Genomic DNA, 24,515 nt, shown 5'->3' with positions numbered 1-24,515 from the left:
GTTCCCATGTCTCAACCCAACGTCGCCCATCCACCGCTGGAGGGCGCCAGACTCGTGATCGGCACGATCGCGGTGTCGCTCGCCGTGTTCATGAACGTGCTCGACTCATCGATTGCGAATGTGTCCATCCCGACGATATCGGGCGACCTTGGGGTCGCGTCGGATCAAGGCACCTGGGTGATCACGTCATTCGCGGTCGCCAATGCGATTTCCGTGCCGCTCACCGGCTGGCTTACGCAGCGCCTCGGGCAAGTGAAACTGTTCACCATGTCGATCGTGCTGTTTGTGATCGCATCGTGGCTGTGCGGGCTCGCACCGAGCCTTCCCTTTCTGCTCGCCGCACGGGTCTTCCAGGGCGCGGTCGCGGGTCCGATGATCCCCCTCTCGCAAACCTTGCTGCTCGCCAGTTATCCTCGAGCGAAGGCGCCCCTGGCGCTTTCCATGTGGTCGATGACCACGTTGATTGCGCCTGTCGCGGGACCGATTCTCGGCGGCTGGATCTCCGACAACATCTCCTGGCCGTGGATTTTTTACGTCAACATACCGGTGGGTGTCATTGCCGCGATCGCTGCGTTTGCCATTTTCCGTGAGCGCGATTCGGTCATTCGCAAGGCGCCTATCGATACCGTCGGTCTGGCCCTGCTCGTCATCTGGATCGCGTCGCTGCAGATCATGCTGGACAAAGGCAAGGATCTCGACTGGTTCAATTCGACGACCATCGTGGTACTGACGCTGATCGCGGTGATCGCGCTCGCGTTCTTCATTGTGTGGGAGTTGACCGAGGCACATCCGGTCATCGATCTCTCGCTCTTCAAGCTGCGCAATTTTACGGGTGGAACGATCGCGCTCGCGGTGGGCTACGGCTTGTATTTCGGCAATATCGTGCTGTTGCCGTTGTGGTTGCAGACGAATCTTGGCTATACCGCGACCGATGCCGGCCTTGTGCTCGCGCCGGTCGGGTTTTTCGCGGTATTGCTCTCGCCCGTGGTCGGCAAATTCCTGCCGCGCATCGATCCGCGCAAGATCGCAACGGGTGCATTCCTGGTGTTTGCTCTCGTGTTGTGGATGCGCTCGCACTACACCACGAGCGTCGACTCGTTCACCCTGATGTTGCCCACATTGATTCAAGGCATCGCCATGGCCGGGTTCTTTATTCCGCTGGTTTCGCTGACATTGTCAGGCTTGCCGGGACACCGGATTGCCGCGGCATCGGGATTGTCGAACTTCGTGCGGATCATGTGCGGCGGTATCGGCACATCGATCTTTTCAACCGCATGGGATCACCGGTCAAGCGTGCATCATGCGCAGCTTGTCGAGCAGGCCAATCCGTATAACCCGAACTTCATTGCATCGATGGAGCAATTCGGTGCGGCGGGTTTCAGCAGGGACCAGAGCTATGGGCTGTTCAACAGCATGGCGACGCAGCAGGCCGCGCAGTTGGGCGTGAACGATCTGTTCTATATCTCGGCGACGATTTTTGTCGCATTGATCGCGCTGATCTGGATCACTCAACCTGAGCGATCGGATGGCGGGGACTCGGCGGCGGCGGCTTCGGCGGCGCATTGAAAAACGATTCAGGCATGAAAACAGTTTGCCGGCGCCGACGCATCATGTACCTACAGGCTGAATCAGGTCGCGTCATTTTTGTATTGCAAATACAATCGTTGCAATTACAATTACAAGAACGAAACCTCAAGTCTGCACGCCATCCACCCCGTTCCAGGTATCGATATGACTTCGGTGCGATTCCACCCTCCCGCATTTTCGAACGAAACCCGAGGTGCCGCGCGAGCCTGTCTCGAAGCGCTCGATGTGGCGGAGGCCGGACACGCTCGGCATAGGTCTCCGTTGTGCGAAATCGAAGCGATTGCCGATGAACTTGGCGGCGACGAATCGCTCTCGCAGAAAATTTCGATCGTCAGAGCGAATCGGGGCTGGGACGATCCGCACCGCGCAGTCATCGGGGAACGGCCGGGTTCGGAATCCGGTTTGCAAAGCGCATGGCCTCGATGGTTTCAAAGCGAACGTCACTCGTTCGAGAAGCCACTGCTGTATCTGTTCGGCTCGGAGACACTGAACAGACTGCAGATGCTGTCGTTCGAATCATCGGGACGAGGGATTCTCTGCAACGATGCCGAAACGCGGCGGTCAATATGGTGCAAAGGTGTGCAACCCGCGCTTCCGCTCTGGCTCGCGTCACACCCTGATTGCACGCCCTACGATCCAGCCTCCGCCCATGAAGCTCGGGTCATCTTGCGAGCGGCGCTGCAAGCGCTCTATGTGGACCATGAAGCAGGCTTCTACTATCTTGCGATGCACGACGATACGCTCGTCGATACCGGCCCGATCCGCGATGAAGATGCGGAAGCTGCAATGCGCGGCATGTATCGGCTGCGGGTCGCGCGTGATGCGAGCACGAACCGCGACAATGGAGTACTGCCGGATATCCGTTTATGCGGCGCAGGCAGGACGTTACAGCGAGTGCTGGATGCGGCGGATCTACTCGCACGGGACTGGGGCATTAGCGCGGAAGTCTGGAGTTGTCCGAGCTACACGCGTCTTGCCCGCGAAGCTCGCACCGCCGCGCGCTGGAATATGCTTCATCCGCAATCACAACCGCAACGGGCACATATCGCTCGATGTCTGGAACCGTGCGTGGCCCCGGTTATCGCAGTGACGGGCTACGCACAGCACATTGCGGAGCAGATCGCCCCGTTCGCGCCCGCGCGATTCGTGGCGCTCGGCGCTACGCCCAGGCGCGACACGCCGGGCGGGGATTTTCCCAGCACACAATGGATTACCGTGATCGCCTTGAAAGCGCTCGCCGATGATGGCGTTTTATCCGCGCAAACGCTGGAATCCGCGCTGCAAGTCTATGACCTGAAATAGCCGTGCATAACCGGCTTTCATTTACTCGACGATGCGTCTCGCGCGGATGCGCCGGCGCGGTCGAGCGCTTGCGCAAACACACGTCTTTCGTCCGCGCCGAACTCCGCAAGGAACAATTCCGCGACGGTGGATTCATACACTTTCCACATTTTTTTTCGCAGCGCACGTCCCTTACTGGTGATCGACGCATAGGCCGCTCGACCGTCTTCCTGTGAACGAGCGCGAGTCACCAGTCCTTCTTCCTCCAGACGATCGACCAACCTCGTAAGGTTGTAGCGCTCGATAACCATCACATCGGCGAGTTCGTGCATTCTGCGCGTGCCGTCCGGGCCGCTTTCGAGTCCCCACAACAGGTCGTACCAGGCGTACGCCGGCAAGCCACCGTCGGCGAGCCGTCTCTCAATCTCGCGGATCATCAAACGATGCGTGCGTACAAACGAAAACCACAGATCAGGTTCGTTCCTCGACATATAAAACCGCTCCTCGAAGTAATTGCAGTTGCAATTCTACATGACGTCGCTACAATGGCCCTCCATACGATTGCAATTGCAATCGTATGGAGCCGATTCGATATACCGACAGTTTTTGCAGCACGCTGTGCGTGCGGAACGACCTGCAACCTATTCCGGAGAAATGCCAATGAATTCCATCGCCGAACCCGTTGATCTCGACCCACAGGAAACACAGGAATGGCTGGAAGCGATGGAAGCGGTCGTGGCGGTGGAAGGACGGCCGCGCGCGCATTATCTGATCGATCAACTCGTCGATCGCGATACCGCACGACATGGGGATATGCATGGCCGCGTAACGAGTGCCTACGTCAACACCATCGGGCTCGAGCGGCAACCCGCGTACCCCGGAGATCTGATTCTCGAGCGGCGCCTGAACGCCTACATCCGCTGGAATGCCATGGTGATGGTTTTGCGCGCCGGCAAGCACTCCAACGTCGGCGGCCATATCGCGACGTACGCGTCCGCCGCGGTGCTATACGACGTCGGATTCGATCACTTTTTCCGCGGACGCACCGAGCATTTCGCGGGGGACCTGGTCTACATTCAGGGGCATTCCGCACCAGGTATCTATGGCCGCGCGTATCTCGAAGGCCGCGTGACGGAATCTCAACTCGACAACTTCCGTCGCGAAGCGGGCCGCGATGGCCTCTCTTCTTATCCGCATCCGCGCCTGATGCCCGAATTCTGGCAATTTCCGACGGTCTCCATGGGTCTGGGGCCACTGACTGCCGCTTACCAGGCGCGCTTCATGCGTTACCTGGAATTCCGTGGGCTGAAAGAACATCAAGGCCGCAAGGTGTGGGCATTCCTGGGCGACGGAGAAATGGATCAGCCGGAGTCGCTGGCAGCGATTTCGCTCGGCGGCCGCGAGCGATTGGACAACCTTATCTTCGTGGTCAACTGCAACCTGCAACGGCTCGACGGTCCGGTGCGGGGCAACGGCAAGGTCATTCAGGAACTCGAGGGCACATTTCGCGCCGCCGGCTGGAATGTCATCAAGGTGATCTGGGGAAGCGGCTGGGACGCTTTGCTGCGACGAGACCACACCGGCCTGCTGCGTCGTCGCATGATGGAATGCGTGGACGGCGACTATCAGACGTTCAAGTCGCAGAACGGCGCTTACATCCGCGAGCATTTTTTCGGCAAGTATCCAGAGCTTCTGGAAATGGTGGCCGACCTGTCCGACGATGACATCTGGAAGCTTGCGCGCGGCGGTCATGATCCGGAAAAAGTCCATGTGGCCTATGCACAGGCCATGACGACCGGAGGCCGGCCAACCGTCATTCTTGCGAAAACGGTCAAAGGCTTCGGCATGGGCGAGGCAGGAGAAGGCCAGAACATCAATCATCAGTTGAAGAAAATGAGTGCCGAGGCCGTGCGTGCGTTTCGCGATCGATTCGCGCTGCCGGTCAGCGATGCGCAACTCGACGAAATGCCGTATCTGAAACCCGCTCCGGACAGCGACGAGGCGCGCTATTTCGCGCAGCGCCGCGCAACGCTCGGTGGCTATGTGCCGGCACGCTTTGCCGACGTCCCGCCACTTTCGATTCCACCGCTCGCCGCTTTCGCGACGCAGTTGAAAGACAGCGGCGATCGAGGGGCGTCCACTACGATGGCCTTCGTGCGAATTCTCGGCACGCTGTTGAAAGATCCGAATCTCGGCAAGCTGATCGTCCCTATCGTGCCTGACGAATCCCGCACCTTCGGGATGGAGGGAATGTTTCGTCAGATCGGCATTCATTCGCCCGTTGGGCAGCTCTACACGCCACAGGATGCCGGCCAGTTGAGCTACTACAAGGAGGCCACGGACGGTCAGATCCTGCAGGAAGGAATCAACGAATCCGGCGCATTCGCATCCTGGATCGCAGCCGGCACCGCCTACGCCAATCACGGATTACCGACGATTCCGTTCTACATCTTCTATTCGATGTTCGGTCTGCAACGTATCGGCGATCTCGCGTGGGCAGCCGGCGATGCGCGCACCCGCGGATTTCTGCTGGGGGCGACTTCCGGGCGTACCACGCTGATGGGGGAAGGACTGCAACACGACGACGGCCACAGCCACGTGCTGTCATCGGTGATACCCAACTGCGTGTCGTACGATCCGACTTACTCGTACGAACTCGCGGTCATCATCCAGGATGGCTTGCGCCGGATGTACGCGGAACAGCAGGACGTGTACTACTACATTACGTTGCTCAACGAGAACTATCCCCATCCGGCGCTACCGCAGGACGCGGAGGCCGGCATTCTCAAGGGCCTGTACAAGCTGCCCGACGCAGCACCGGCGAACACCTCGAATAACCCAACTCATACGCACGTCCAGCTCATGGGTAGTGGCGCCATTCTGCGCGAGGTGATTGCCGCGGCAGAATTGCTGAGACAGGATTTCTCGGTATCCAGCGACATCTGGAGTGCGACGAGTCTGACCGAGCTTCGCCGTGACGGTCTGGCCGCGGAGCGCTGGAACATGCTGCACCCGGAACAGGAGCCGCGTATTCCGTATGTTCAGCAATGCTTGCAGCACCATCCTGGTCCGGTCGTCGTGGCGACCGATTACATGAAGATCGTCGGCGATCAGATTCGTCCGTTCATCGCCGATCGCCGGTTCATTGCGTTGGGTACCGATGGGTTTGGCCGCTCCGACACGCGGGAATCGCTGCGCACGTTCTTCGAAGTCGATCGACATTTCATCGTCCTCGCGGCTTTGAAGGCGCTGGCCGACGACGGCAGGATTGCGCGTGCGCGCATCGGCGAAGCGATCGAACGTTACGGAATCGATACCGGGAAGCTCGATCCCGCAACGGTCTAGCGCCTGGCGATCAGATCGTGGAACGACAGGAAAAGACAGCATGAACTTTCGCACGAGTCCGTTGCCCGGCGCCGGCATGACTCTATTTCTACTTTGCGTGGTTTCAGGGATGGGGAAGCTTGTCCATAACGACTACACCTTCTTCCCCGAACTTGCGGCACTCGCCTATGGCGTCTTCATGCGGCCAGCGGGACCATGGGCCACGGCACCTCTGATGGTCGTCGCCACGCCCACGGTGACGGCGCTTTGGGGTTTCACTGTCGCGAGCCATCTGCCGTACGGCATACCGGCGGCATGCCTATGCATTGCGGGCTCGATCCTTGTCGTCAGGACGATGAAATCCGCGGTGTTTCCCGCCGTCCCGGCGGGATTTCTGCCGCTCGTATTCAATGTCACGAGTGCGCACTATGTCGCGTTCATTGCATTCGATACCGCTTTGCTTGGGCTGCTGTCGATCGCATACCGGAGATGGTGGCAGTCTGGAACCGCCGCGCCGGGCATCGCTTCGAGGCGTGGGCCGGCGCCAGCTCATGCCTCCAGTAAGACGGTGCGATGGGGGGTGTTTTCGATCGTCCTGGCGCTTGCCTACCTGTTGGCCGATCTCACCGGCGTGAGGCTCATTCTTTTTCCGCCGTTGATCGTGATCGCGTACGAAACACTCGTGCGGATCGAAACTTGCCCGTGGAGCCACCGTTGCACATGGCTTCCGCTGATATGCATGGTAACGGCGACACTCGGGTGGTGCGGCGTCGACCTGTTCGGCACCGGACCGCTATCCGTGCTGTTCGCCCTCGCCGCAAGCATTCTGTTAATCCATGTCACCGATACATTCATGCTACCGGCACTCGCCATTTCCGTGATTCCGCAGATCATGCATCACACGGACTGGAAATATCCTCTGGCGATCGGGGCGGGAACGTCGGTGGTTGTCGCGGCGCGGTCAATGCTCGACACGCACGCGTCGCTGCAGTCGCGATCGGTGAGTAACCGCACTGCCGAATGAGATCATTTTTGACTCGTCATCACGTTGGCGATGTCAGCGCTGGAACGACGCTCTCATGACTAGAGGCCAAGACCTACGACACAGAATGTGTCGTGACAACAAGTGTGCTGACGGCGTTCGCGCAGTATTTCTCCGGATCTTAAATGTGAGCTTTTTGCTCGCTTTACTCACGACTCTCTTGACCAGAATGCTATCCCTATCCTGCGCCGCCGCATTCCGACACAATCGCCCGGAAAGCGAGTAGTCATCGGCGCGGTTCCACGCAAAAATTCCTCCATACCGTCACCGGCAAGACAGCGCGCACCATGCGGTCGCTTGCAGCTTGCCGCTTGCCATTGGTCAAGGGAACCTCTCATGCAACCGCTGCCCCGCTACTCGCGCCAGGTCCAACTCGCCGCCCATCCCGAAGGCGAGCTTCAATCCACCGATTTCTCGATCGTTGAAACACCGTTAGCGCCGCTGATGGGCGCTCAGGTGCTGATACGCAACCGCAGCTTTCGAGTCTCCGTTTCGACACGCCTGATGGCGAGCCGCGACGCGCAGGAAATCAAGGGCATTCCTTTTCCCCCGCTCAAACCGGGCGACGCGCTGGCCGATGCAGCCATCGGCGAAGTGATCGACGCCGCGCCGGATTGCGGACTGCGGCGCGGCGAGATCGTCATGCATCCGCTGGGCTGGCGCGACTATGCGCTCGTCGACGCGCATCGCTGCACGCGGCTACCACACGAACGCGTCGATGCGGCCGCTTACCTCGGACACGGATGGACCGCCTACGCGGCACTCACACGCGGCATTCAAATCCGCAGCGGCGACACCGTGTTCGTCTCCAGCGGCGCGGGCGCCATTGGTTCGATGGCCGGACAGATCGCGCGCAAACTCGGCGCGGGGCACGTGATCGGCAGCACGGGCAGCCGCGATAAGGCCGCCTGGATGAAGCACGAACTCGGCTACGACGCCGTGGTGACGCGCGACGACGGTCCCTTCGCCGCACAACTGGCCAGGGCCGCGCCGCGCGGCCTCGACGTGATCGTCGACATGGTCGGCGGCGAGCAGTTGAGCGCCGCGCTCTCGCTGGCGCGTGACGACGCGCGTTGCGTGGTGCTCGGCGCGCTTGGCGCGGAGTTGAAGCGGGAGCGCTCCGCCTGCGTCGCACTCGCCGAGATCGATACGTTCCAGCTACCGATCAAAGGCATCACCCTGCGCGGCTACAGCGCCTGTGAAGACGACGCCGGCGCGTTCGACGAATGGATGCGTCGATTGAACGAATGGCGGAACGAAGACGCGATCGTCTTGACGAGCACGACGTTCAATGGACTCGATAACGCGCCGCTGGCATTGCAGCAAGCGTGTGCGGGCAAGCTCAAGGGCGTGGTGCTGGTCGAGCTTTAACCGGCAGGCCGACGCAAAGCGATCAACCAGCTCATCACGAACGCTCGTGCATTCGACCTACGACTGTGCCGTGGTGTCCGCCTCGGCAACCTCCTTGCCCCGCGCGCGGCGCAGCGCGGGAATGTCGGCAAGGCGAATACCCTCCGGCAGGAACAGATGCTTCGAATGTCCCACCCGCTGCGATCGATAAATACCGGTGTGGCCAGAGAACAGATAACTCACCACACAGGCCACCGCGGCATAGACGCCGACCTGCGTGCCGAACAGTTCCATCGCCATGATGGTCGACGCGATCGGCGTATTCGCCGCGCCCGCGAAAACCGCCACGAACCCCAGCCCCGCAAGTACCGGCACCGGCAACGCCAGCACATGCCCGAGCGCATTGCCGAGCGTCGCGCCGATGTAGAACAGCGGCGTCACCTCGCCGCCCTTGAAACCCGACGCCAGCGTCACGACCGTGAACGCGAATTTGCCGGCGAAATCGTAGACCGGCAGATTGCCGCGAAACGCGGCTTCGATCGTCGGAATGCCGAGGCCGAGGTATTGCGGCACATTGAGCAGCGTCGCCATCACCGCCACCACCGCGCCGCCGATGAACGGCCGCAACGGTGCCCACGCGATCCTGCGCTTCATCATCGCGGACAGCGCGTGCGTCGAATCGGCGAACAGCATGCCGGCCACGCCGAACGCGATCCCGGCCACGACCGCCGAGCCGAGACCGGGCGCGGTCACGGCCGGCACGAACGGAATCGTATAGATCGTGTGGTGGATGCCCCACATCCGGCACACGCAATCCGCCACCACCGACGACGCGAGACACGCCAGCAGCGCGTCGTAACGCAGCCGGCCGATCGCCAGCACTTCCAGACCAAATACCGCGCCGGCGAGCGGCGTGCCGAACACCGACGAGAAGCCCGCCGCGATGCCACCCATCAGCAGAATCCGCCGGTCTTCGTTGTCGAGCCTGAACAGATGCGTCACCCGATCGGCCAGCGCGCCACCCATCTGCACCGCCGTGCCTTCGCGGCCGGCCGAGCCGCCGAACAGATGCGTGATCACGGTCGCGGCGAGCACGAGCGGCGCCATGCGCCTGGGCACGATCTTCTGAGGATCGTGGATCTCGTCGATCAGCAGATTGTTGCCGCCTTCGACGGGTTTGCCGACACGCAGATACACCCATCCCGTGACCAGACCGGCCACCGGCAACAACCACAGCAGCCACGGATGCCCGGTGCGAGTCTCGGTGGCGAGATCGAGCGCGAAAAGAAAGAGAGCCGATGCCGACCCCGCGAGGGTGCCGAGCAGGCAGGACAGCAACAGCCAGCGCGCCAGATACGGCAGCATGGCGAATTGCTCGACGGATTGAAGACGCTTCATGATTTCCAGATTCGATCGATATCAAACCTGGGTGGCAGGACGCCAGAATGGACGCGCTACGACCTCCTTCACCCAGGAACTCGTAGGCATCATCAGCCGGTCGACCCGGCGGTTGTTCGGAGGAATGCCATCTCCGGGCAGCGATTTTAAGCGAAATGATTTTCGCAACGCAACAACGGATTGCGTTGCACGCCTGCCCGGCCGATCGTCAGCCGCTCGCTCCGAACCGGTTGTCGATCTGCGCAATCAAGCCTTCCTTCGACGACGCGCTCAACGATTCGCCGTCGATCAGCGCCGTCCACGAGCCATTCAGATGCTCGGCCCACGACCCTTTGTGCTTGCCGTCCACCTCGACGGTGCCGCGTACGCGCAGGGTCGAATCGGTGGGATCGAGGACTTCGTCGTCGTTATGCAGCAGGGTGATCTTGCTCATGGGTGCCTCCGTTCAGCGCTTTCTCATGATGCCGCGATACCGGCAGCCGCGTATGAAAGATCGCCGGGCGGCATCTCGGCATCTCGGCATCTCGGCATCTCGGCATCTCGGCGACGCGGCACCCGGAGCTCGGTGCTTCAATGCGACGAAACGAATTCCGCATCCGCGAACGCCGCCGGAATCGCGAAATTGTCGCGCATGCGCTTCGCTTCCGCCGCCGGCGTCAGGCCGAACAGCCGCTTGAACTCCCTGCTGAACTGCGACGCGCTCGTATAACCCACCGCATGACACGCCGCCTCCGCGCTCAGATCCTCGCGGATCATCAACAGGCGCGCCTGATGCAGACGCGTGGACTTCACGTACTGCATCGGCGACATCTGCGTAATCGCCTTGAAATGCGTATGAAATGTCGGCACGCTCATGCTCGCTTCGCCGGCCAGTTGCGTCACGTCGAGCGGATGCGCGTACTCGGCGTGAATGACGCGCAACGACTTGCCGATTCTGCCGAACTGCCCGCGCATCGCAAGCGCCTCGCGTATCGCGCTGCCTTGCGGTCCGGTGAGCACGCGGAAATACAGTTCGCGCAACAGGCCTGGTCCGAGCACGGCCGCTTCGAGCGGCTTGCTCAACGCCTCCAGCAGACGCAGGACGGAGGCCTGCATCGGCTCGTCCATCGGCGTCGACATCATGCTTTGCGGCGCCTGCACGCTGTCCGCCCGGCCCTCACGGTCGATCAGCACGGCCACTTCGGCGGCCAGCGTGAAATCGAGGTGCAGATACAGCGCCAGCAACGGATGCTCGGCGCTCGCCTCGGTCTCCATGCTGAACGGAACCGGCACCGAGACCGCGAGGTAATGACGATCGTCGTAGAGATAAAGCTGATCGCCGAAGTAACCGCGCTTGCGCCCCTGGCACACCACCACGATGCCGGGATCGTAAAGCACCGGCGTGCGCGACAGCGGCCGGTTCGACCGCAGGATGCGAACGCTCGGCAACGCGGTGAGGTTGTAGCCCTCGTCCGGCGCCAGCTTGCGCAGCAACGCGATCATGCGCTTCCGGCTGCGCGAAGACAGCGCTTCGCCGCGCCGGGCAAGTTGCGACTCGTTCATAGTTTTAGGCAATAAAATCAGCGGAATCAGGGTTATTCGAGCTACTCGACCAGACTAGTATGCACTCTCCAGTCGATACACGGGAGAAGCATCATGGCAGCGAACAAGATTCTGTTGATTACCGGCGTGAGCAGCGGCTTCGGCCGCGCGCTCGCCCAGGAAGCATTGGCGGCCGGGCACACGGTGGTGGGCACGGTGCGCGGCGCGCAGGCGAAACGCGATTTCGAGGCGCTGTCCGCGACCGCGGCTTTCGCCCGCGTGCTGGACGTGACCGACTTCGACTCCATCGACGGCGTGGTCGCCGAGGTCGAGGCGAACGTGGGCCCGATCGACGTGCTGGTCAATAACGCGGGCTATGGCCACGAAGGCGTGATGGAAGAATCGCCGCTCGCGGACATGCGCCGGCAATTCGACGTCAACGTATTCGGCGCCGTCGCGATGATGAAAGCCGTGCTGCCCTTCATGCGGCAACGCCGGCGCGGCCACATCCTGAACATCACGTCGATGGGCGGCTACATCACGATGCCGGGCATCACCTATTACTGCGGCAGCAAATTCGCGCTGGAGGGCATTTCCGAGGCGCTCGGCAAGGAGGTCGCGCCGTTCGGCATCGCGGTGACGGCGGTGGCGCCCGGCTCGTTCCGCACGGACTGGGCGGGTCGATCGATGTCGCGAACGCCGCGTTCGATCGCCGATTACGACGCGCTTTTCGATCCGATCCGCAAGGCGCGCGAGGAGAAGAGCGGCAAACAGCTGGGCGATCCCGCGAAAGCCGCGCGGGCGATGCTCGCCGCGATCGCCGCGCCACGGCCGCCCGCGCATCTATTGCTGGGCAGCGATGCGCTCGGGCTCGTGACCGGCAAGCTCGCGGCGCTGGAGCGCGAGATGCGCGAGTGGGAAGCGGTGACGGTGTCGACGGACGGCTAGGCGATCGTTCGACGACCTGTCACCGCCGGGCCCGGATTGCCGGCGATGCGGGCAATCCGGGCAATGCGTGCAACACGTGCCTGTCGATCAATGCAACTCAACGCAACTCAACTCGACCCCAGCACAAACTCCGGCAGCGGCCGCGCGCCTTTCATCGGGCAGCCGTTCGAATCCGTCGGCAGATATTGCGTCTGGAAGGCGGTAAAAATCGCCGCGAAATTATTGCCCTGCTGCACGATCACCGCGCCGTCCTGAAACGCACTGTTTTCCTTCCAGTGCGGTCCGCGCGGATTGCCCTGATTCATGTGCGTTTCATGCAGCCCATCTTCCTGCGGCTGAAACAGAAACCCGAAACCGTAGACGATCACGCCCTTCTCGCGCGGCGGGTAAAAGTCGCGCGGCTGCGGCGGCTTTCCACTGCCGTCGTCATAAGGAATGGATGTGGCCGGCTGGCTGGTGTCGATCGTCAGGATCTGGTTGATGATGTCGTTCACGTCCGCGCGACTGCCGTCCTCGCCCTCGTACGGAATCGGCCGCATGCGATGCAGGTCGAGCAGGCTCTGATCCTGCCAGTAGTCGAGGCGCGGGAAGCCCGTCGTGTAAAGCCCCGGGTTCAGCGCGCCAAGCTTGCCCGCGACCGGGTCCGAGAAGTTGAGATCCGCGTACGAGTACACGTTGTAGTTGTTGTCCTCGCCGATCTGCGTCGACGCCGAATTCACCACGATCTTGAACACCGAACCGTCAGCCTTTCTCGTGTCGGCCACGTTGATCACGTAGTGCGGACTGCCGTGGTAGGTCGGCAGATACGGCGCGGCGTTGATCAGTTCGCCCTTGAACATGCAGTATTCATTCATCGAGGTACGCTCCATAGATCGGGGCGTCCAGTTCTAGCACGCTTTAGAGACAATTGCGTACACGCACGGAACGCGCGACTCAAATTAGCCTCTATGCATAAAACGGCCGCACCGTCTCGCGTGCAATGCCGGTTCGCCCACATACCGCCGGATTACGATTTGTCATCCTGACGCCTCAGGCGTGATGTGTTTGGAGGTCGCCATGTCGGTCTATGTCGATGAAGGGTTCCGTCCCTGCGTTACGGAAAGCGCGACCGTCGCCTTCCGCGTTTGCTGCGACGATCGCGCGCAGGTGTTCGAAGTCAGCGCGGAGGCGCTCGTCACTTTCTGCGGTGCGGCGAGTACCCGCAAGCAGGATTTGCTGGCTGCCTTCGAGGATGCGCAACAGGACATTCTCAGCGTCGCCGCGCAGGAATGGCGCTTCGTTCCGACCGAGGCAGTCAGGCTCGGCCTCGATGAATTCCGTATGGTCAGACATTAGTCACGGATTAGTCACGGGCGTCGACACCTGTGCCAGAATCGCGGGCATGACCTGGATCGCCGCGCTACCGATGTATAACGTCACCCCCGCTCTCGCCATCGAATGGCGCGAGTGGCTGGCTCACGTGCTGGATGTGGCCGGACGCATCGCACGCGCCGCGCCGGATTGCCGCATCGTCGAGCCGGACGACGCGCTACACGACTTCTGGCGGCGCCCCGACCTGCTGATCTCGCAGACCTGCGGCTACCCGCTGATGCACGGGCTGCGCGAGCATGTTCAACTGATCGCCACGCCGCATTTCGACGCGCCGGGTTGTGAGGGCGCGGATTATTCGAGCGTGCTGATCACGCGCGCCGGCGCTCCATTCGACACGCTGGCCGCTTGCCGTGGCGCACGCGCCGCCTACAACCAGGACGATTCCAACAGCGGTATGAACGTGCTGCGCCACGCGGTCGCGCCGCTGGCACGCGACGGCAGGTTCTTCAGCGAGGTTCTGCGCACGGGATCGCATCTTGGGTCGCTGCGCGCGGTGGCGGAAGACCGCGCGGACATTGCCGCGATCGACTGCGTGACGTTCGCTTTCGTCTGCGATGAAATGCCGGAGCTGGCGCGGCAGGTACGGCCGATCGGGACGACAGCCGCGTCCCCGGGCTTGCCGATCGTCGCGTCGAAGCAGGTGCCCGAAACCACCGTGCAGGCGCTGCGGGACGCGCTGAACCAGACGCTGGGCGATACGCTCGCCGGCCATCCCGAGCGCGCAAAGCGCCTGCGTTTGCGGGGCTTTTCCGCGTTGACGCTGGCGGACTACGCCCGCATCGAACAACTGGAAAACGAGGCGCGCGCCGCAGGCTATCCACGCCTCGCCTGAGTGCCGCGTCGCGGCGTGACGCCGGTGAGGCTCCCGACGTTCAAAACCTCCGTCACACCTGAGCGACACGCGCCCGCATCACGCCGACCGCACGTCCAGCACCAGAAGCTGCGCACCGTCCGCGACCTGATCGCCGACCGCATACAGCACTTCCGATACCGTGCCCGCCGCCGGCGCGCCGATCGTGTGCTCCATCTTCATCGCTTCCATCACGATCAGCGGCGTGCCTTTCTCCACCACCGCGCCGGGCTCCACCAGCACCGCGATCACCTTGCCCGGCATCGGCGCGGTCAGACGCCCTTCGCCGCCTTCCGCATCGGCGGCATGGGCGAGCAGGTTCTGCCACTCGAACGCCAGCGCTTCGCCGAGACAGAACACATGGAACGTGTCGCCGTCGATAAACACGCGGCCCGTCGCGCGCGCATCGCCGATGGTCGCACGGTACTCGTGCGCCTCGGTCCCGTGGGACCAGTCGAACGTGTCGCGCACGCCGTCGTGTTCGAGCGTTTGCGTGTCGCCGTCGCGTGCGAAGGTCACGGTGAACGCGCTTTCGTCGTCGAGATTGCGCCAGCCGAGGGTCTGCGTATAGCCGCCGTTCAGCCGCCAGTGCGACAGCGCATCCCACGGCGACGCGCCGTGCGCGGTGCCGCCTTCACGCGTCAGCAGCGCGGCGCAGGCCAGCGCGAGCGCTTCCTTGAAGGGCTTTTTCACCGGTGCGAACAACGCGTCGTGATGACGTTCGATCAAGCCGGTATCCAGATCGCCGGTAGCGAACGGCTCGCTGGTGACGATACGTTGCAGAAACTCGACGTTGGTATGCGGCCCGACCACCTCGCAGGCATGCAGCGCGCGATTCAACCGCGCCAGCGCTTCCTCGCGCGTCGCGCCATGCACGATCAGCTTCGCGATCATCGGATCGTAGAACGGCGTGATGGTGTCGCCCTCGCGCACGCCGCTGTCGATCCGCACCGGCGCCTTGCGGCCCGCCTCGTCCGTGCCGAGCGTGAACTCCACCCCCGCCGGCATGCGCAGATGCTTGAGCGTGCCGGTGGACGGCAGAAAACCGCGCGCCGGATGTTCAGCGTAGATCCGCGCTTCGATCGCGTGGCCGTCCAGCTTCAGTTGCTGCTGGTTCAGCGGCAACGGCTCGTTCGCGGCGACGCGCAGTTGCCATTCCACCAGGTCCTGCCCCGTCACCATCTCGGTCACGGGATGCTCGACCTGCAGGCGCGTGTTCATCTCCATGAAGTAGAACTCGCCGGTCGGCGTCATGATGAACTCGACCGTGCCCGCGCCGACGTAATTCACCGCGCGCGCCGCGGCCACCGCGGCCTCGCCCATTTCGCGCTTGATTTCCGCGGACAAGCCGGGCGCCGGCGCTTCCTCCAGCACTTTCTGATGGCGCCGCTGCACCGAGCAGTCGCGATCGAACAGATACACCGCGCCGCCGTGACGGTCCGCGAAGACCTGCACTTCCACGTGGCGCGGCCGCGTCAGATATTTTTCGATCAGCACGCGGTCGTTGCCGAAGCTGCTTGCCGCCTCGCGCTTGCATGAGGCCAGCGCCGCCGCGAAATCCTCGCTGCGCTCGACCACGCGCATGCCCTTGCCGCCGCCGCCCGCGCTCGCCTTGAGCAGCACCGGATAGCCGATCGCATCCGCTTCGCGATGCAGGAGCTGCGGGTCCTGGTCGTCGCCGTGATAACCCGGCACGAGCGGCACGGCGGCTGCGTGCATCAGCGCCTTCGCGGCGGCCTTCGAACCCATCGCGGCGATGGCTTCGACCGGCGGTCCGATGAAGACGATGCCGGCCGCCTCGCATTGCTGCGCGAAGTCTTCGTTTTCCGACAGGAAGCCGTAGCCGGGATGCACCGCCTGCGCGCCGGTGGCACGCGCGGCTTCGATGATGCGCTCGACGCGCAGATAGCTCTGCGCCGCGCTCGCGCCGCCGATGTGCACCGCTTCGTCGCAGGCGGCGACGTGTTTCGCGTCGGCGTCCGCATCGGAATAGACGGCCACGCTCGCGATGCCCAGGCGCTTGCAGGTTGCAGCGACCCGGCAGGCAATCTCGCCGCGATTGGCAATCAGGATCTTGTTGAACATGAAGTGTCTCGATGAAATGTGCTGCTGCGGTTGCGGCTGGTTTTCGCGCGCGTGGATCGCGTGGATCGCGTCGGTCGCGTCCGTCGCGTCGGTTGACCGGATCGCGTCATTCGCGCCATGACGGTGTGCGTTTTTCAAGGAACGATGCGACGCCTTCGCGGCCCTCCGCGCCGGCCCGCGTACGCGCAATGCGCGCCGCCGTGTCCTCGATCAGCGCATCGTCCAGCTCGCGGCCCGCGACGTCCTGCACGAGTTGTTTGCATGCGCGCACCGCCTGCGGTCCGTTCGCGCATAACGCGTCCGCGATCTGCCGCACGGCGCCGTCCAGTTGTTCGGCGCCGACCGCTTCGCTGACGAGGCCGAGACGCAACGCGGTCGCGCAATCGAACTGCTCGGCCGTGGTGAAGTAGCGGCGCGACGCCTGCTCGCCCAGCGCGCGGATCACATACGGCGCGATGGTGGCGGGAATCAGGCCGAGGCGCGCTTCCGACAGACAGAAGCGCGCGCTCTCCACGGCCACCACGATGTCGCACGCGGCAATCAGCCCCATGCCGCCGGCGTATGCGTCGCCGTTCACACGGGCGATCACCGGTTTCGTGCAGCGGTATATGGCTGACAGCATGCCGGCCAGCCGCATGGCGTCGGCGCGATTCTCGTCGTCCGAGTACGCGGCCATCTTCTTCATCCAGTTCAGATCCGCGCCCGCGCAGAACGCCTTGCCGTTCGCGGCGAGCACGACGGCGCGCACGTCGTCGCGCGTGTTCAGCGACGCGAACGCCGCGGTCAACTCGGCGATCATCGTTTCGTTGAACGCGTTGCGCACGTCTGGACGATTCAGCGTGACCGTGGCGATCCGGCCGGCGATTTCAACAATCAGTGTTTCGTATTGCATGCTGACGGCTCCCGCGCGTGGTTGCATGACTGTGCACTCGTCGACGCGCATGAAGGCGCAATGCGCGCGACAAAGCGCATCACATTCTGCGCATCACATTCTGAACACGCCGAAGCGCGTCTCCTCGATCGGCGCATTCATGCTCGCCGACAATCCGAGGCCGAGCACATCGCGCGTTTGCGCCGGATCGATCACGCCGTCGTCCCACAGCCGCGCGCTCGCGTAGTACGGATGCCCTTGATGCTCGTACTGCTCGCGGATCGGCTGCTTGAACGCCTCTTCCTCTTCGGCGCTCCACGCACCGCCCTTGCCCTCGATGCCGTCACGCTTGACCGTGGCCAGCACCGACGCCGCCTGCTCGCCGCCCATCACCGAAATGCGCGCGTTCGGCCACATCCACAGGAAACGCGGCGAATACGCGCGGCCACACATGCCGTAATTGCCCGCACCGAACGAACCGCCGATGATCACCGTGAACTTCGGCACCTTCGCCGTGGCCACCGCCGTCACCATCTTCGCGCCGTTACGCGCGATGCCTTCGTTCTCGTACTTGCGGCCCACCATGAAGCCGGTGATGTTCTGCAGGAACACCAGCGGGATCTTGCGCTGGCAGCACAGCTCGATGAAATGCGCGCCCTTGAGCGCCGATTCGGAAAACAGAATGCCGTTGTTCGCGACGATCCCGACCGGATGTCCCCAGATGTGCGCGAAGCCGCACACCAGCGTGGTGCCGTAGCGCGCCTTGAATTCGTCGAACGCGGAATCGTCGACGATGCGTGCGATCACCTCGCGGATATCGAAGGGCTTGCGCGTATCCACCGGAATCACACCGTATAGGCTCTTCACGTCGTAACGCGGCGGCTTCGGTTCCTGCAAGGCAAGCGGCACCTGCTTCGCGCGATTCAGATTGCCGACGATGCTGCGCGCAATGCCGAGCGCGTGCGCGTCGTTCTGCGCGAGATGATCGACCACGCCCGACAGACGCGTATGCACGTCGCCGCCGCCGAGGTCTTCGGCGCTCACCACCTCACCGGTGGCGGCCTTCACGAGCGGCGGACCGCCGAGAAAAATCGTCCCCTGATTCTTGACGATGATCGACTCGTCGCTCATGGCCGGCACATATGCGCCGCCGGCCGTGCACGAGCCCATCACCACGGCGATCTGCGGAATGCCCGCGGCCGACAGATTCGCCTGATTGAAGAAGATGCGGCCGAAGTGATCGCGGTCGGGAAACACGTCGTCCTGATTCGGCAGATTCGCGCCGCCGGAGTCGACGAGGTACACGCACGGCAGGCGGTTTTCCGCGGCGATTTCCTGCGCCCGCACGTGCTTCTTCACCGTGACCGGATAGTAGGTGCCGCCCTTGACCGTGGCGTCGTTGCAGACGATCACGCACTCCTGCCCGGCGATGCGGCCGATGCCGGTGATCACGCCCGCGCCTGGCGCGTCGTTGTTGTACATGTCGTACGCGGCGAGTTGCGAGAACTCGAGGAACGGCGTGCCCGGATCGAGCAGTTGCGCGATGCGCTCGCGCGGCAGCAGCTTGCCGCGGCCCGTGTGCTTGTCGCGCGCGGCCTGGCCGCCGCCCAGCGCGAGCTGGTCCACCTTCGCGCGAAGGTCGGCGACCAGCGCCTCGAGCGCCGCCGCGTTCGCGCGGAAGTCGTCCGAGCGCGGATTCAGCCTGGATTCGATGATCGGCATGGGGTGACTTCTCCTGAGCGCTGGGGGGTCAAGCCGTTTCGGCGAACAGTTCGCGGCCGATCAGCATGCGGCGGATTTCGCTGGTGCCCGCGCCGATCTCGTAGAGCTTCGCATCGCGCCACAGACGGCCGACCGGATACTCGTTGATATAGCCGTTGCCGCCGAGAATCTGGATTGCCTCGCCGGCCATCCACGTGGCTTTTTCGGCGGTGTAGAGAATCACGCCGGCGCAGTCCTTGCGCACCTGGCGCACGTGCTCCGAGCCAAGCGTGTCGAGCTGACGGCCGACCGCGTACAGATACGCGCGGCACGCCTGCAGCGTGGTGTACAGATCGGCGACCTTGCCCTGGATCAGCTGGAATTCGCCGATGGATTGACCGAACTGCTTGCGGTCGTGGATGTACGGCACGACTTCGTCCATCACCGCGACCATGATGCCGGTCGGGCCGCCCGCGAGCACCGCGCGCTCGTAGTCGAGGCCGCTCATCAGCACCTTCACGCCGCCATTGAGCTGGCCGAGAATGTTTTCTTCCGGCACCTCGACGTTCTCGAACACCAGCTCGCCGGTGTGCGAGCCGCGCATGCCGAGCTTGTCCAGTTTCTGCGCGACCGAAAAGCCCTTCATGCCCTTCTCGACGATGAACGCGGTCATGCCGCGCGCGTTCGCCTCGGGATCGGTTTTCGCGTAGACCACCAGCGTGTCGCAATCCGGGCCGTTGGTGATCCACATCTTCGTGCCGTTCAGCACGTAGCGGTCGCCCTTCTTTTCCGCGCGCAGCTTCATGCTGACCACGTCCGAGCCGGCGTTCGGCTCGCTCATGGCGAGCGCGCCGACGTGTTCGCCGGACACCAGTTTGGGCAGGTATTTGCGCTTCTGCGCTTCGGTACCGTTGCGGTGAATCTGGTTCACGCACAGATTCGAATGCGCGCCGTACGACAGACCCACCGACGCCGACGCCCGCGAGATCTCTTCCATCGCGACCATGTGGGCGGTGTAGCCCATGTTCGCGCCGCCGTACTCCTCGCCGACCGTCATGCCGAGCACGCCCAGTTCGCCGAACTTGCGCCACAGGTCCATCGGGAATTGATCGGTGCGATCGATTTCCGCGGCGCGCGGGGCGATTTCTTTGGCAGCGAATCCCGCGACGCTGTCGCGCAGCATTTCGATTTCTTCGCCGAGCGGGAATTGCAGACCGGGCAGGTTGCGCATTGCTGTGTCTCCAGAGTTCGTTGGCGCCGGCCGGCCTGGGTCAGGCGGCGGCGAATCCGAGTGCGGCTCGGCGGACGGCGGCAGCCTCGTGGACCGCCGCTGTCGTCACGCGCGAGGCGCGAAACGTTCAAGCCGCATTTCACGCTAGATTGACGTAAGCGTCAATAGGTATTTTTGAGTGTGGCTCAGAAATGAACCGGGATGCATCTAACCCTGCTCTGCCGTGCTAGGATCAGCGACATCGGGCCGTTCAGGTTTCGATCCGGGCGCTCCTCAGGTCCGGTTTTTCTCATCAATCTGAACTTGACTCATATGACGGTTGCCACCAGTGCCGGGTTGCCCGCCTCGCGCCGCCAGCCGGCCGGGCGCAAGTCGCAGCAGCGCGTGAAGGAGATTCTTCAGGCGGGTCGCGACGTGTTCTCCGAAAAAGGCTACGAACGCGCGACCACCGCGGAGATCGCGCAGCGCCTCGGCATTTCCGAAGCGACCGTGTTCAGCTATTTTCGCGGCAAGCGCGAGTTGTGCGCGCGCGTGATCGGCGACTGGTACGACGAGATCATCGAGGCGATCGAAACCGGCCTGCCGCGCGACGGCAACGTGCGTCAGCAGTTCGCGTTCATCGTGCGTACGCATTTGCGGCTGATGCTGGTGAACGGCACCGATCTGTGCGCGCTGGTGCTGTCCGAGGGGCGCGCGCGGCATCACGAGTTGAGCGAGGCGCTCACCGAATTGCAGCGCCGCTACACCGCGCCGCTGATGCGCGTGCTCGCGCAAGGCCAGGAGAGCGGCCAGATTCGCGCGGACATGCCGCTGCGTCTGCTGCGCTCGATGGTGTTCGGACCCATGGAACATGTGTTGTGGGACGCGACGCTGGCGAACCGCCATATCGATATCGACGCAACCGCCGACCAGCTGATCGACGTGCTGTGGGCCGCGCTGACGCCGCCCGATCTGGCGGTGAGCGCGTTGCAGCGGTTCCGGGTGGAAGTCGCCGAGGCGAACCGGCGCTTCGAGGCGGCAACGGGAAAAGCGCAAGCCGATTAACGCGCGGCTGCCGGTCGCCCGCCGCTCCGCTTCTTCGTGGTTCTGCACGCAGGCGAAAACCCGCTAATCTAGCGCTTCCGAGGTCTAGCCCGAAGGAGCGTTCACGTGCCCGAAGCCACCCCCGCCAAGACTGCCAAGACCACCAAGACTGCCAAGGCTGCCCATACCACCCGCACCGCCGGCACCACCCGCACCAAGGCCGACACTCAGGCCCGCTCCCAGGCAACCGGTCGCATCCGCGTCGGCATCGGCGGCTGGACTTACGCGCCGTGGCGCGGGCCGTTCTATCCCGACGACCTCACGCAAAGCCGCGAACTCGAATACGCGAGCCGTCACCTCACCTCGATCGAAATCAACGGCACGTTCTATGGTTTGCAGAAACCGTCGAGCTACGAGAAGTGGTATCAGGAAACGCCGGACGATTTCGTCTTTTCGTTGAAGGCGCCGCGCTACGCGACCAATCGCAAGATCCTCGCGGACGCCGGTGAAACGATCGAGCGCTTCTTCGCCAGCGGCGTGTTGCTGCTCAAACAGAAACTCGGCCCGGTCAACTGGCAATTCGCGACGACCAAAAAGTTCGATCCGGAAGACTTCGAGGCCTTTCTCAAGCTGCTGCCCGCGAGCATCGAAGGACAGAAATTGCGGCACGCGATCGAAGTGCGCAACGAGACGTTCAGGTCGCCGGACTTCATCGCGTTGGCGCGCAAGTACAAAGTCGCGGTCGTGCTGGCCGGCGACAGCGAGTATCCGCAGCTCGCCGATCTCACCGCGCCGTTCGTGTACGCGCGCATCATGGGCACCACGGACAAACACGCGAAGGGCTACCCGGCGAAAGCACTCGATGCATGGGCCGGTCGCGCGCGCCAGTTAGCCGCGGGCAGCACGCCGGACGATCTCGATACGTCCGCGCAGGCACCCGCGAAAGCCGCCGTGCGCGACGTCTATCTGTACGTGATCAGCGGCTTCAAGGAACGCAATCCGGCGGCGGCGATGGCGTTGATCGAGCGGGTGTGAGCCGCGGGGTGTGAGTCACGGATGTGAGCCGCGGGGTGAGCCGGCGAGCGCCGGTGAGAGCGATGATGAGCACGTATGGCCGGATGTGAGCGCGCCGCGTCGTCGCGGCCGTCACGCCTCAGTGTCATAATCCGGCCAGCAAATAACCGCGCCCCCACTTGCCCACCTAGCCCGCGATGCTTTGCCCTCGCCGGCCCCGGAGAATATTTTGAGCCCCATCGACAATCCCTCGCGCGACCAGGAAGTCGGCTCGGCCGACGCCACCCAGGACACCACGCGCATCGACGACACGCGCATCGGCGCGGTGCGTCCGCTGATTTCGCCCGCGCTGCTGCAGGACGAACTGCCGGTGCCGGCGGCGGTGCAGACGCTGGTCGAAAAGACCCGCGCGGAAATCGCCGACATCCTGCATGGCCGCGATGACCGGCTCGTCCTGATCGTCGGCCCGTGCTCGATTCACGACCACGATCAAGCGATCGACTACGCGCGCAAACTGAAAACCGCCGCCGAGTCGTACAAGGACGATCTGCTGATCGTGATGCGCGTCTACTTCGAAAAGCCGCGCACCACGGTGGGCTGGAAAGGCTATATCAACGATCCGCGTCTGGACGGCAGCTTCCGCATCAACGAAGGCCTGCGTCTCGCGCGGCAACTGCTGCTCGACATCAACGGCCTGGGTCTGCCGACCGCCACCGAGTTTCTCGATCTGTTGAGCCCGCAGTACATCGCCGATCTGATCGCGTGGGGTGCGATCGGCGCGCGCACGACGGAGAGTCAGAGTCATCGGCAACTGGCTTCGGGCCTGAGCTGCCCGATCGGCTTCAAGAACGGCACCGACGGCGGCGTGCAGATCGCCGCGGACGCGATCGTCGCCGCGCGCGCAAGCCACGCGTTCATGGGCATGACCAAGATGGGCATGGCCGCGATCTTCGAAACGCGCGGCAACGACGACGCCCACGTGATTCTGCGCGGCGGCAAGAAGGGACCGAATTACGACAGCGCGTCGGTGGACGCCACCTGCGCCGCGCTCGGCTCAGCGGGTCTGCGCGAACAGGTGATGATCGATTGCTCGCACGCGAACTCGGGCAAATCGCATCTGCGTCAACTGGAGGTAGTGGAGGATCTGGCGCGGCAACTGTCGCAGCGCGAGCGCCGCATTATCGGCGTGATGCTGGAAAGTCATCTGGAAGAAGGCCGTCAGGATCTGAAAGCCGGCACGCCGTTGCGTTACGGCGTATCGATCACGGACGCGTGCGTGAGCTGGGCGCAGACCGAACCGGTGCTGGAAACGCTGGCCGCCGCCACCCGCAAACGCCGCACGGGCTGACGACCAAAATCACATCCGCCACAGCGGCTGCTGCAAAAACACGAACGACAAAAACGGCAGCCGCGAAAAACATCCTCTACAAAAAACACACGCGCCGCACCAGCCACCGATTCACTATCGGGGTTGGGCAGCGCGTGATTCCTCACGCCCGATGTCTCGCCCGCCACGCGCCCTGCTCTTGCTGAACCCTGGCGCGCGCGCAAAACTCCGGCGTGAAGCGCGTTGCTTTACGACGCGTTGACGGCTTCCTTGAACGCCTTGCCAGCGGTGAACTTCACCGTCTTGGCCGCAGCGATCTGGATCTCAGCGCCCGTCGACGGATTGCGGCCCACGCGAGCTGCGCGCGAGCCGGTCGAGAACGAACCGAAACCGACCAGTTGCACCGTGTCGCCACCCACCACGGCCTTGGTCACCGCTTCGACGATCGCGTCGATGGTTTGGCCGGTGGCCGCTTTGCTTTCGCCCGTCGCTGCGGCGACTGCATCAATCAGTTCCTGTTTGTTCATAGCACTTCCCGTATGGTAATCATGGAACCGGCGCCACATCTGTCGCGCCGGGACCGACACACTA

Annotated in this window: 21 protein-coding genes and 1 riboswitch; of the genes, 11 read left to right on the top strand and 10 right to left on the bottom strand. The window is 63.2% G+C overall.

Annotation, left to right across the window (positions count from 1 at the left end):
• Nucleotides 1–6 precede the first annotated feature (6 nt).
• Nucleotides 7–1,566 carry a DHA2 family efflux MFS transporter permease subunit gene (locus LFL96_RS32155; RefSeq protein WP_281001922.1) on the top strand — a complete coding sequence of 520 codons (1,560 nt, stop codon included), beginning with the start codon at nt 7–9 and terminating at the stop codon, nt 1,564–1,566.
• Between the two features lie 282 nt (nt 1,567–1,848).
• Nucleotides 1,849–2,889: a pyruvate dehydrogenase gene (locus tag LFL96_RS32150; protein ID WP_281001921.1), complete on the top strand. Its 1,041-nt coding sequence runs from the start codon at nt 1,849–1,851 to the stop codon at nt 2,887–2,889.
• 17 nt (nt 2,890–2,906) lie between these two features.
• Here the strand turns inward: LFL96_RS32150 and LFL96_RS32145 are convergent, their stop codons facing one another.
• Nucleotides 2,907–3,359, bottom strand: coding sequence for a MarR family transcriptional regulator (locus tag LFL96_RS32145; RefSeq protein WP_281001920.1), 453 nt, complete (start codon nt 3,357–3,359; stop codon nt 2,907–2,909).
• Between the two features lie 169 nt (nt 3,360–3,528).
• On the opposite strand from LFL96_RS32145, the gene aceE reads away from it, so the two are divergent.
• The 3 genes from aceE (at nt 3,529) to LFL96_RS32130 (ending at nt 8,605) form a co-directional block, all read left to right on the top strand.
• A complete protein-coding gene (gene aceE, locus LFL96_RS32140; protein WP_281003919.1) occupies nt 3,529–6,213 on the top strand; it encodes a pyruvate dehydrogenase (acetyl-transferring), homodimeric type in 2,685 nt (894 codons plus the stop codon).
• A 40-nt stretch (nt 6,214–6,253) separates the two neighbouring features.
• Nucleotides 6,254–7,216 (top strand): HPP family protein, encoded by a 963-nt coding sequence (locus LFL96_RS32135; protein ID WP_281001919.1) that lies wholly within the window; start codon nt 6,254–6,256, stop codon nt 7,214–7,216.
• Between the two features lie 354 nt (nt 7,217–7,570).
• Nucleotides 7,571–8,605: an NADP-dependent oxidoreductase gene (locus LFL96_RS32130; RefSeq protein ID WP_281001918.1), complete on the top strand. Its 1,035-nt coding sequence runs from the start codon at nt 7,571–7,573 to the stop codon at nt 8,603–8,605.
• 57 nt (nt 8,606–8,662) lie between these two features.
• On the opposite strand, the gene LFL96_RS32125 is transcribed toward LFL96_RS32130, so the two are convergent.
• The 3 genes from LFL96_RS32125 to LFL96_RS32115 form a co-directional block, all read right to left on the bottom strand.
• The gene (locus LFL96_RS32125) at nt 8,663–9,982 is read right to left on the bottom strand and encodes a voltage-gated chloride channel family protein (RefSeq protein WP_281001917.1); all 1,320 of its coding nucleotides are present in this window, start codon (nt 9,980–9,982) and stop codon (nt 8,663–8,665) included.
• Between the two features lie 76 nt (nt 9,983–10,058).
• A riboswitch (Fluoride riboswitch) is annotated at nt 10,059–10,126 on the bottom strand.
• A gap of 64 nt (nt 10,127–10,190) precedes the next feature.
• Nucleotides 10,191–10,415, bottom strand: a complete 225-nt coding sequence (locus LFL96_RS32120) for a hypothetical protein (protein WP_281001916.1) — start codon at nt 10,413–10,415, stop codon at nt 10,191–10,193.
• 137 nt (nt 10,416–10,552) lie between these two features.
• Entirely contained in the window at nt 10,553–11,524 is a 972-nt protein-coding gene (locus LFL96_RS32115) for an AraC family transcriptional regulator (protein WP_281001915.1), read from the bottom strand.
• Nucleotides 11,525–11,617: 93 nt separating this feature from the next.
• Between LFL96_RS32115 and LFL96_RS32110 the strand changes: the two genes are divergently transcribed.
• Nucleotides 11,618–12,451: an oxidoreductase gene (locus tag LFL96_RS32110; RefSeq protein WP_281001914.1), complete on the top strand. Its 834-nt coding sequence runs from the start codon at nt 11,618–11,620 to the stop codon at nt 12,449–12,451.
• A 107-nt stretch (nt 12,452–12,558) separates the two neighbouring features.
• Here LFL96_RS32110 and LFL96_RS32105 read toward each other — a convergent pair whose 3' ends face one another.
• On the bottom strand, nt 12,559–13,305 hold the full coding sequence (locus LFL96_RS32105) for a DUF2278 family protein (RefSeq protein ID WP_281001913.1): 747 nt from the start codon (nt 13,303–13,305) through the stop codon (nt 12,559–12,561).
• A 202-nt stretch (nt 13,306–13,507) separates the two neighbouring features.
• On the opposite strand from LFL96_RS32105, the gene LFL96_RS32100 reads away from it, so the two are divergent.
• Both LFL96_RS32100 and LFL96_RS32095 read left to right on the top strand, forming a co-directional pair.
• Nucleotides 13,508–13,786 (top strand): DUF1488 family protein, encoded by a 279-nt coding sequence (locus LFL96_RS32100; RefSeq protein ID WP_281001912.1) that lies wholly within the window; start codon nt 13,508–13,510, stop codon nt 13,784–13,786.
• 46 nt (nt 13,787–13,832) lie between these two features.
• Entirely contained in the window at nt 13,833–14,654 is an 822-nt protein-coding gene (locus tag LFL96_RS32095) for a PhnD/SsuA/transferrin family substrate-binding protein (RefSeq protein ID WP_281001911.1), read from the top strand.
• Between the two features lie 78 nt (nt 14,655–14,732).
• Here the strand turns inward: LFL96_RS32095 and LFL96_RS32090 are convergent, their stop codons facing one another.
• From LFL96_RS32090 to LFL96_RS32075, 4 genes are all read right to left on the bottom strand, one after another.
• Nucleotides 14,733–16,757 (bottom strand): acetyl/propionyl/methylcrotonyl-CoA carboxylase subunit alpha, encoded by a 2,025-nt coding sequence (locus LFL96_RS32090; RefSeq protein WP_281003918.1) that lies wholly within the window; start codon nt 16,755–16,757, stop codon nt 14,733–14,735.
• 106 nt (nt 16,758–16,863) lie between these two features.
• Nucleotides 16,864–17,649 (bottom strand): enoyl-CoA hydratase/isomerase family protein, encoded by a 786-nt coding sequence (locus LFL96_RS32085; protein WP_281001910.1) that lies wholly within the window; start codon nt 17,647–17,649, stop codon nt 16,864–16,866.
• Between the two features lie 93 nt (nt 17,650–17,742).
• A complete protein-coding gene (locus tag LFL96_RS32080; protein WP_281001909.1) occupies nt 17,743–19,350 on the bottom strand; it encodes a carboxyl transferase domain-containing protein in 1,608 nt (535 codons plus the stop codon).
• Nucleotides 19,351–19,378: 28 nt separating this feature from the next.
• A complete protein-coding gene (locus LFL96_RS32075; RefSeq protein WP_281001908.1) occupies nt 19,379–20,560 on the bottom strand; it encodes an isovaleryl-CoA dehydrogenase in 1,182 nt (393 codons plus the stop codon).
• A gap of 312 nt (nt 20,561–20,872) precedes the next feature.
• Here LFL96_RS32075 and LFL96_RS32070 point away from each other — a divergent pair, with 312 nt between their 5' ends.
• The 3 genes from LFL96_RS32070 (at nt 20,873) to LFL96_RS32060 (ending at nt 23,945) form a co-directional block, all read left to right on the top strand.
• Nucleotides 20,873–21,604 (top strand): TetR/AcrR family transcriptional regulator, encoded by a 732-nt coding sequence (locus LFL96_RS32070; protein WP_281001907.1) that lies wholly within the window; start codon nt 20,873–20,875, stop codon nt 21,602–21,604.
• 234 nt (nt 21,605–21,838) lie between these two features.
• Nucleotides 21,839–22,618 (top strand): DUF72 domain-containing protein, encoded by a 780-nt coding sequence (locus tag LFL96_RS32065; RefSeq protein WP_281003917.1) that lies wholly within the window; start codon nt 21,839–21,841, stop codon nt 22,616–22,618.
• 208 nt (nt 22,619–22,826) lie between these two features.
• Entirely contained in the window at nt 22,827–23,945 is a 1,119-nt protein-coding gene (locus LFL96_RS32060; protein WP_281001906.1) for a 3-deoxy-7-phosphoheptulonate synthase, read from the top strand.
• 227 nt (nt 23,946–24,172) lie between these two features.
• Here LFL96_RS32060 and LFL96_RS32055 read toward each other — a convergent pair whose 3' ends face one another.
• A complete protein-coding gene (locus tag LFL96_RS32055; RefSeq protein WP_281001905.1) occupies nt 24,173–24,451 on the bottom strand; it encodes an HU family DNA-binding protein in 279 nt (92 codons plus the stop codon).
• Nucleotides 24,452–24,515: the final 64 nt, after the last annotated feature.

It is taken from the genome of Paraburkholderia sp. D15, assembly GCF_029910215.1.
Classification (GTDB): domain Bacteria; phylum Pseudomonadota; class Gammaproteobacteria; order Burkholderiales; family Burkholderiaceae; genus Paraburkholderia.
Note: the sequence above shows the minus strand (reverse complement) of the source record. Positions and strands in the feature narration are given on the sequence as shown.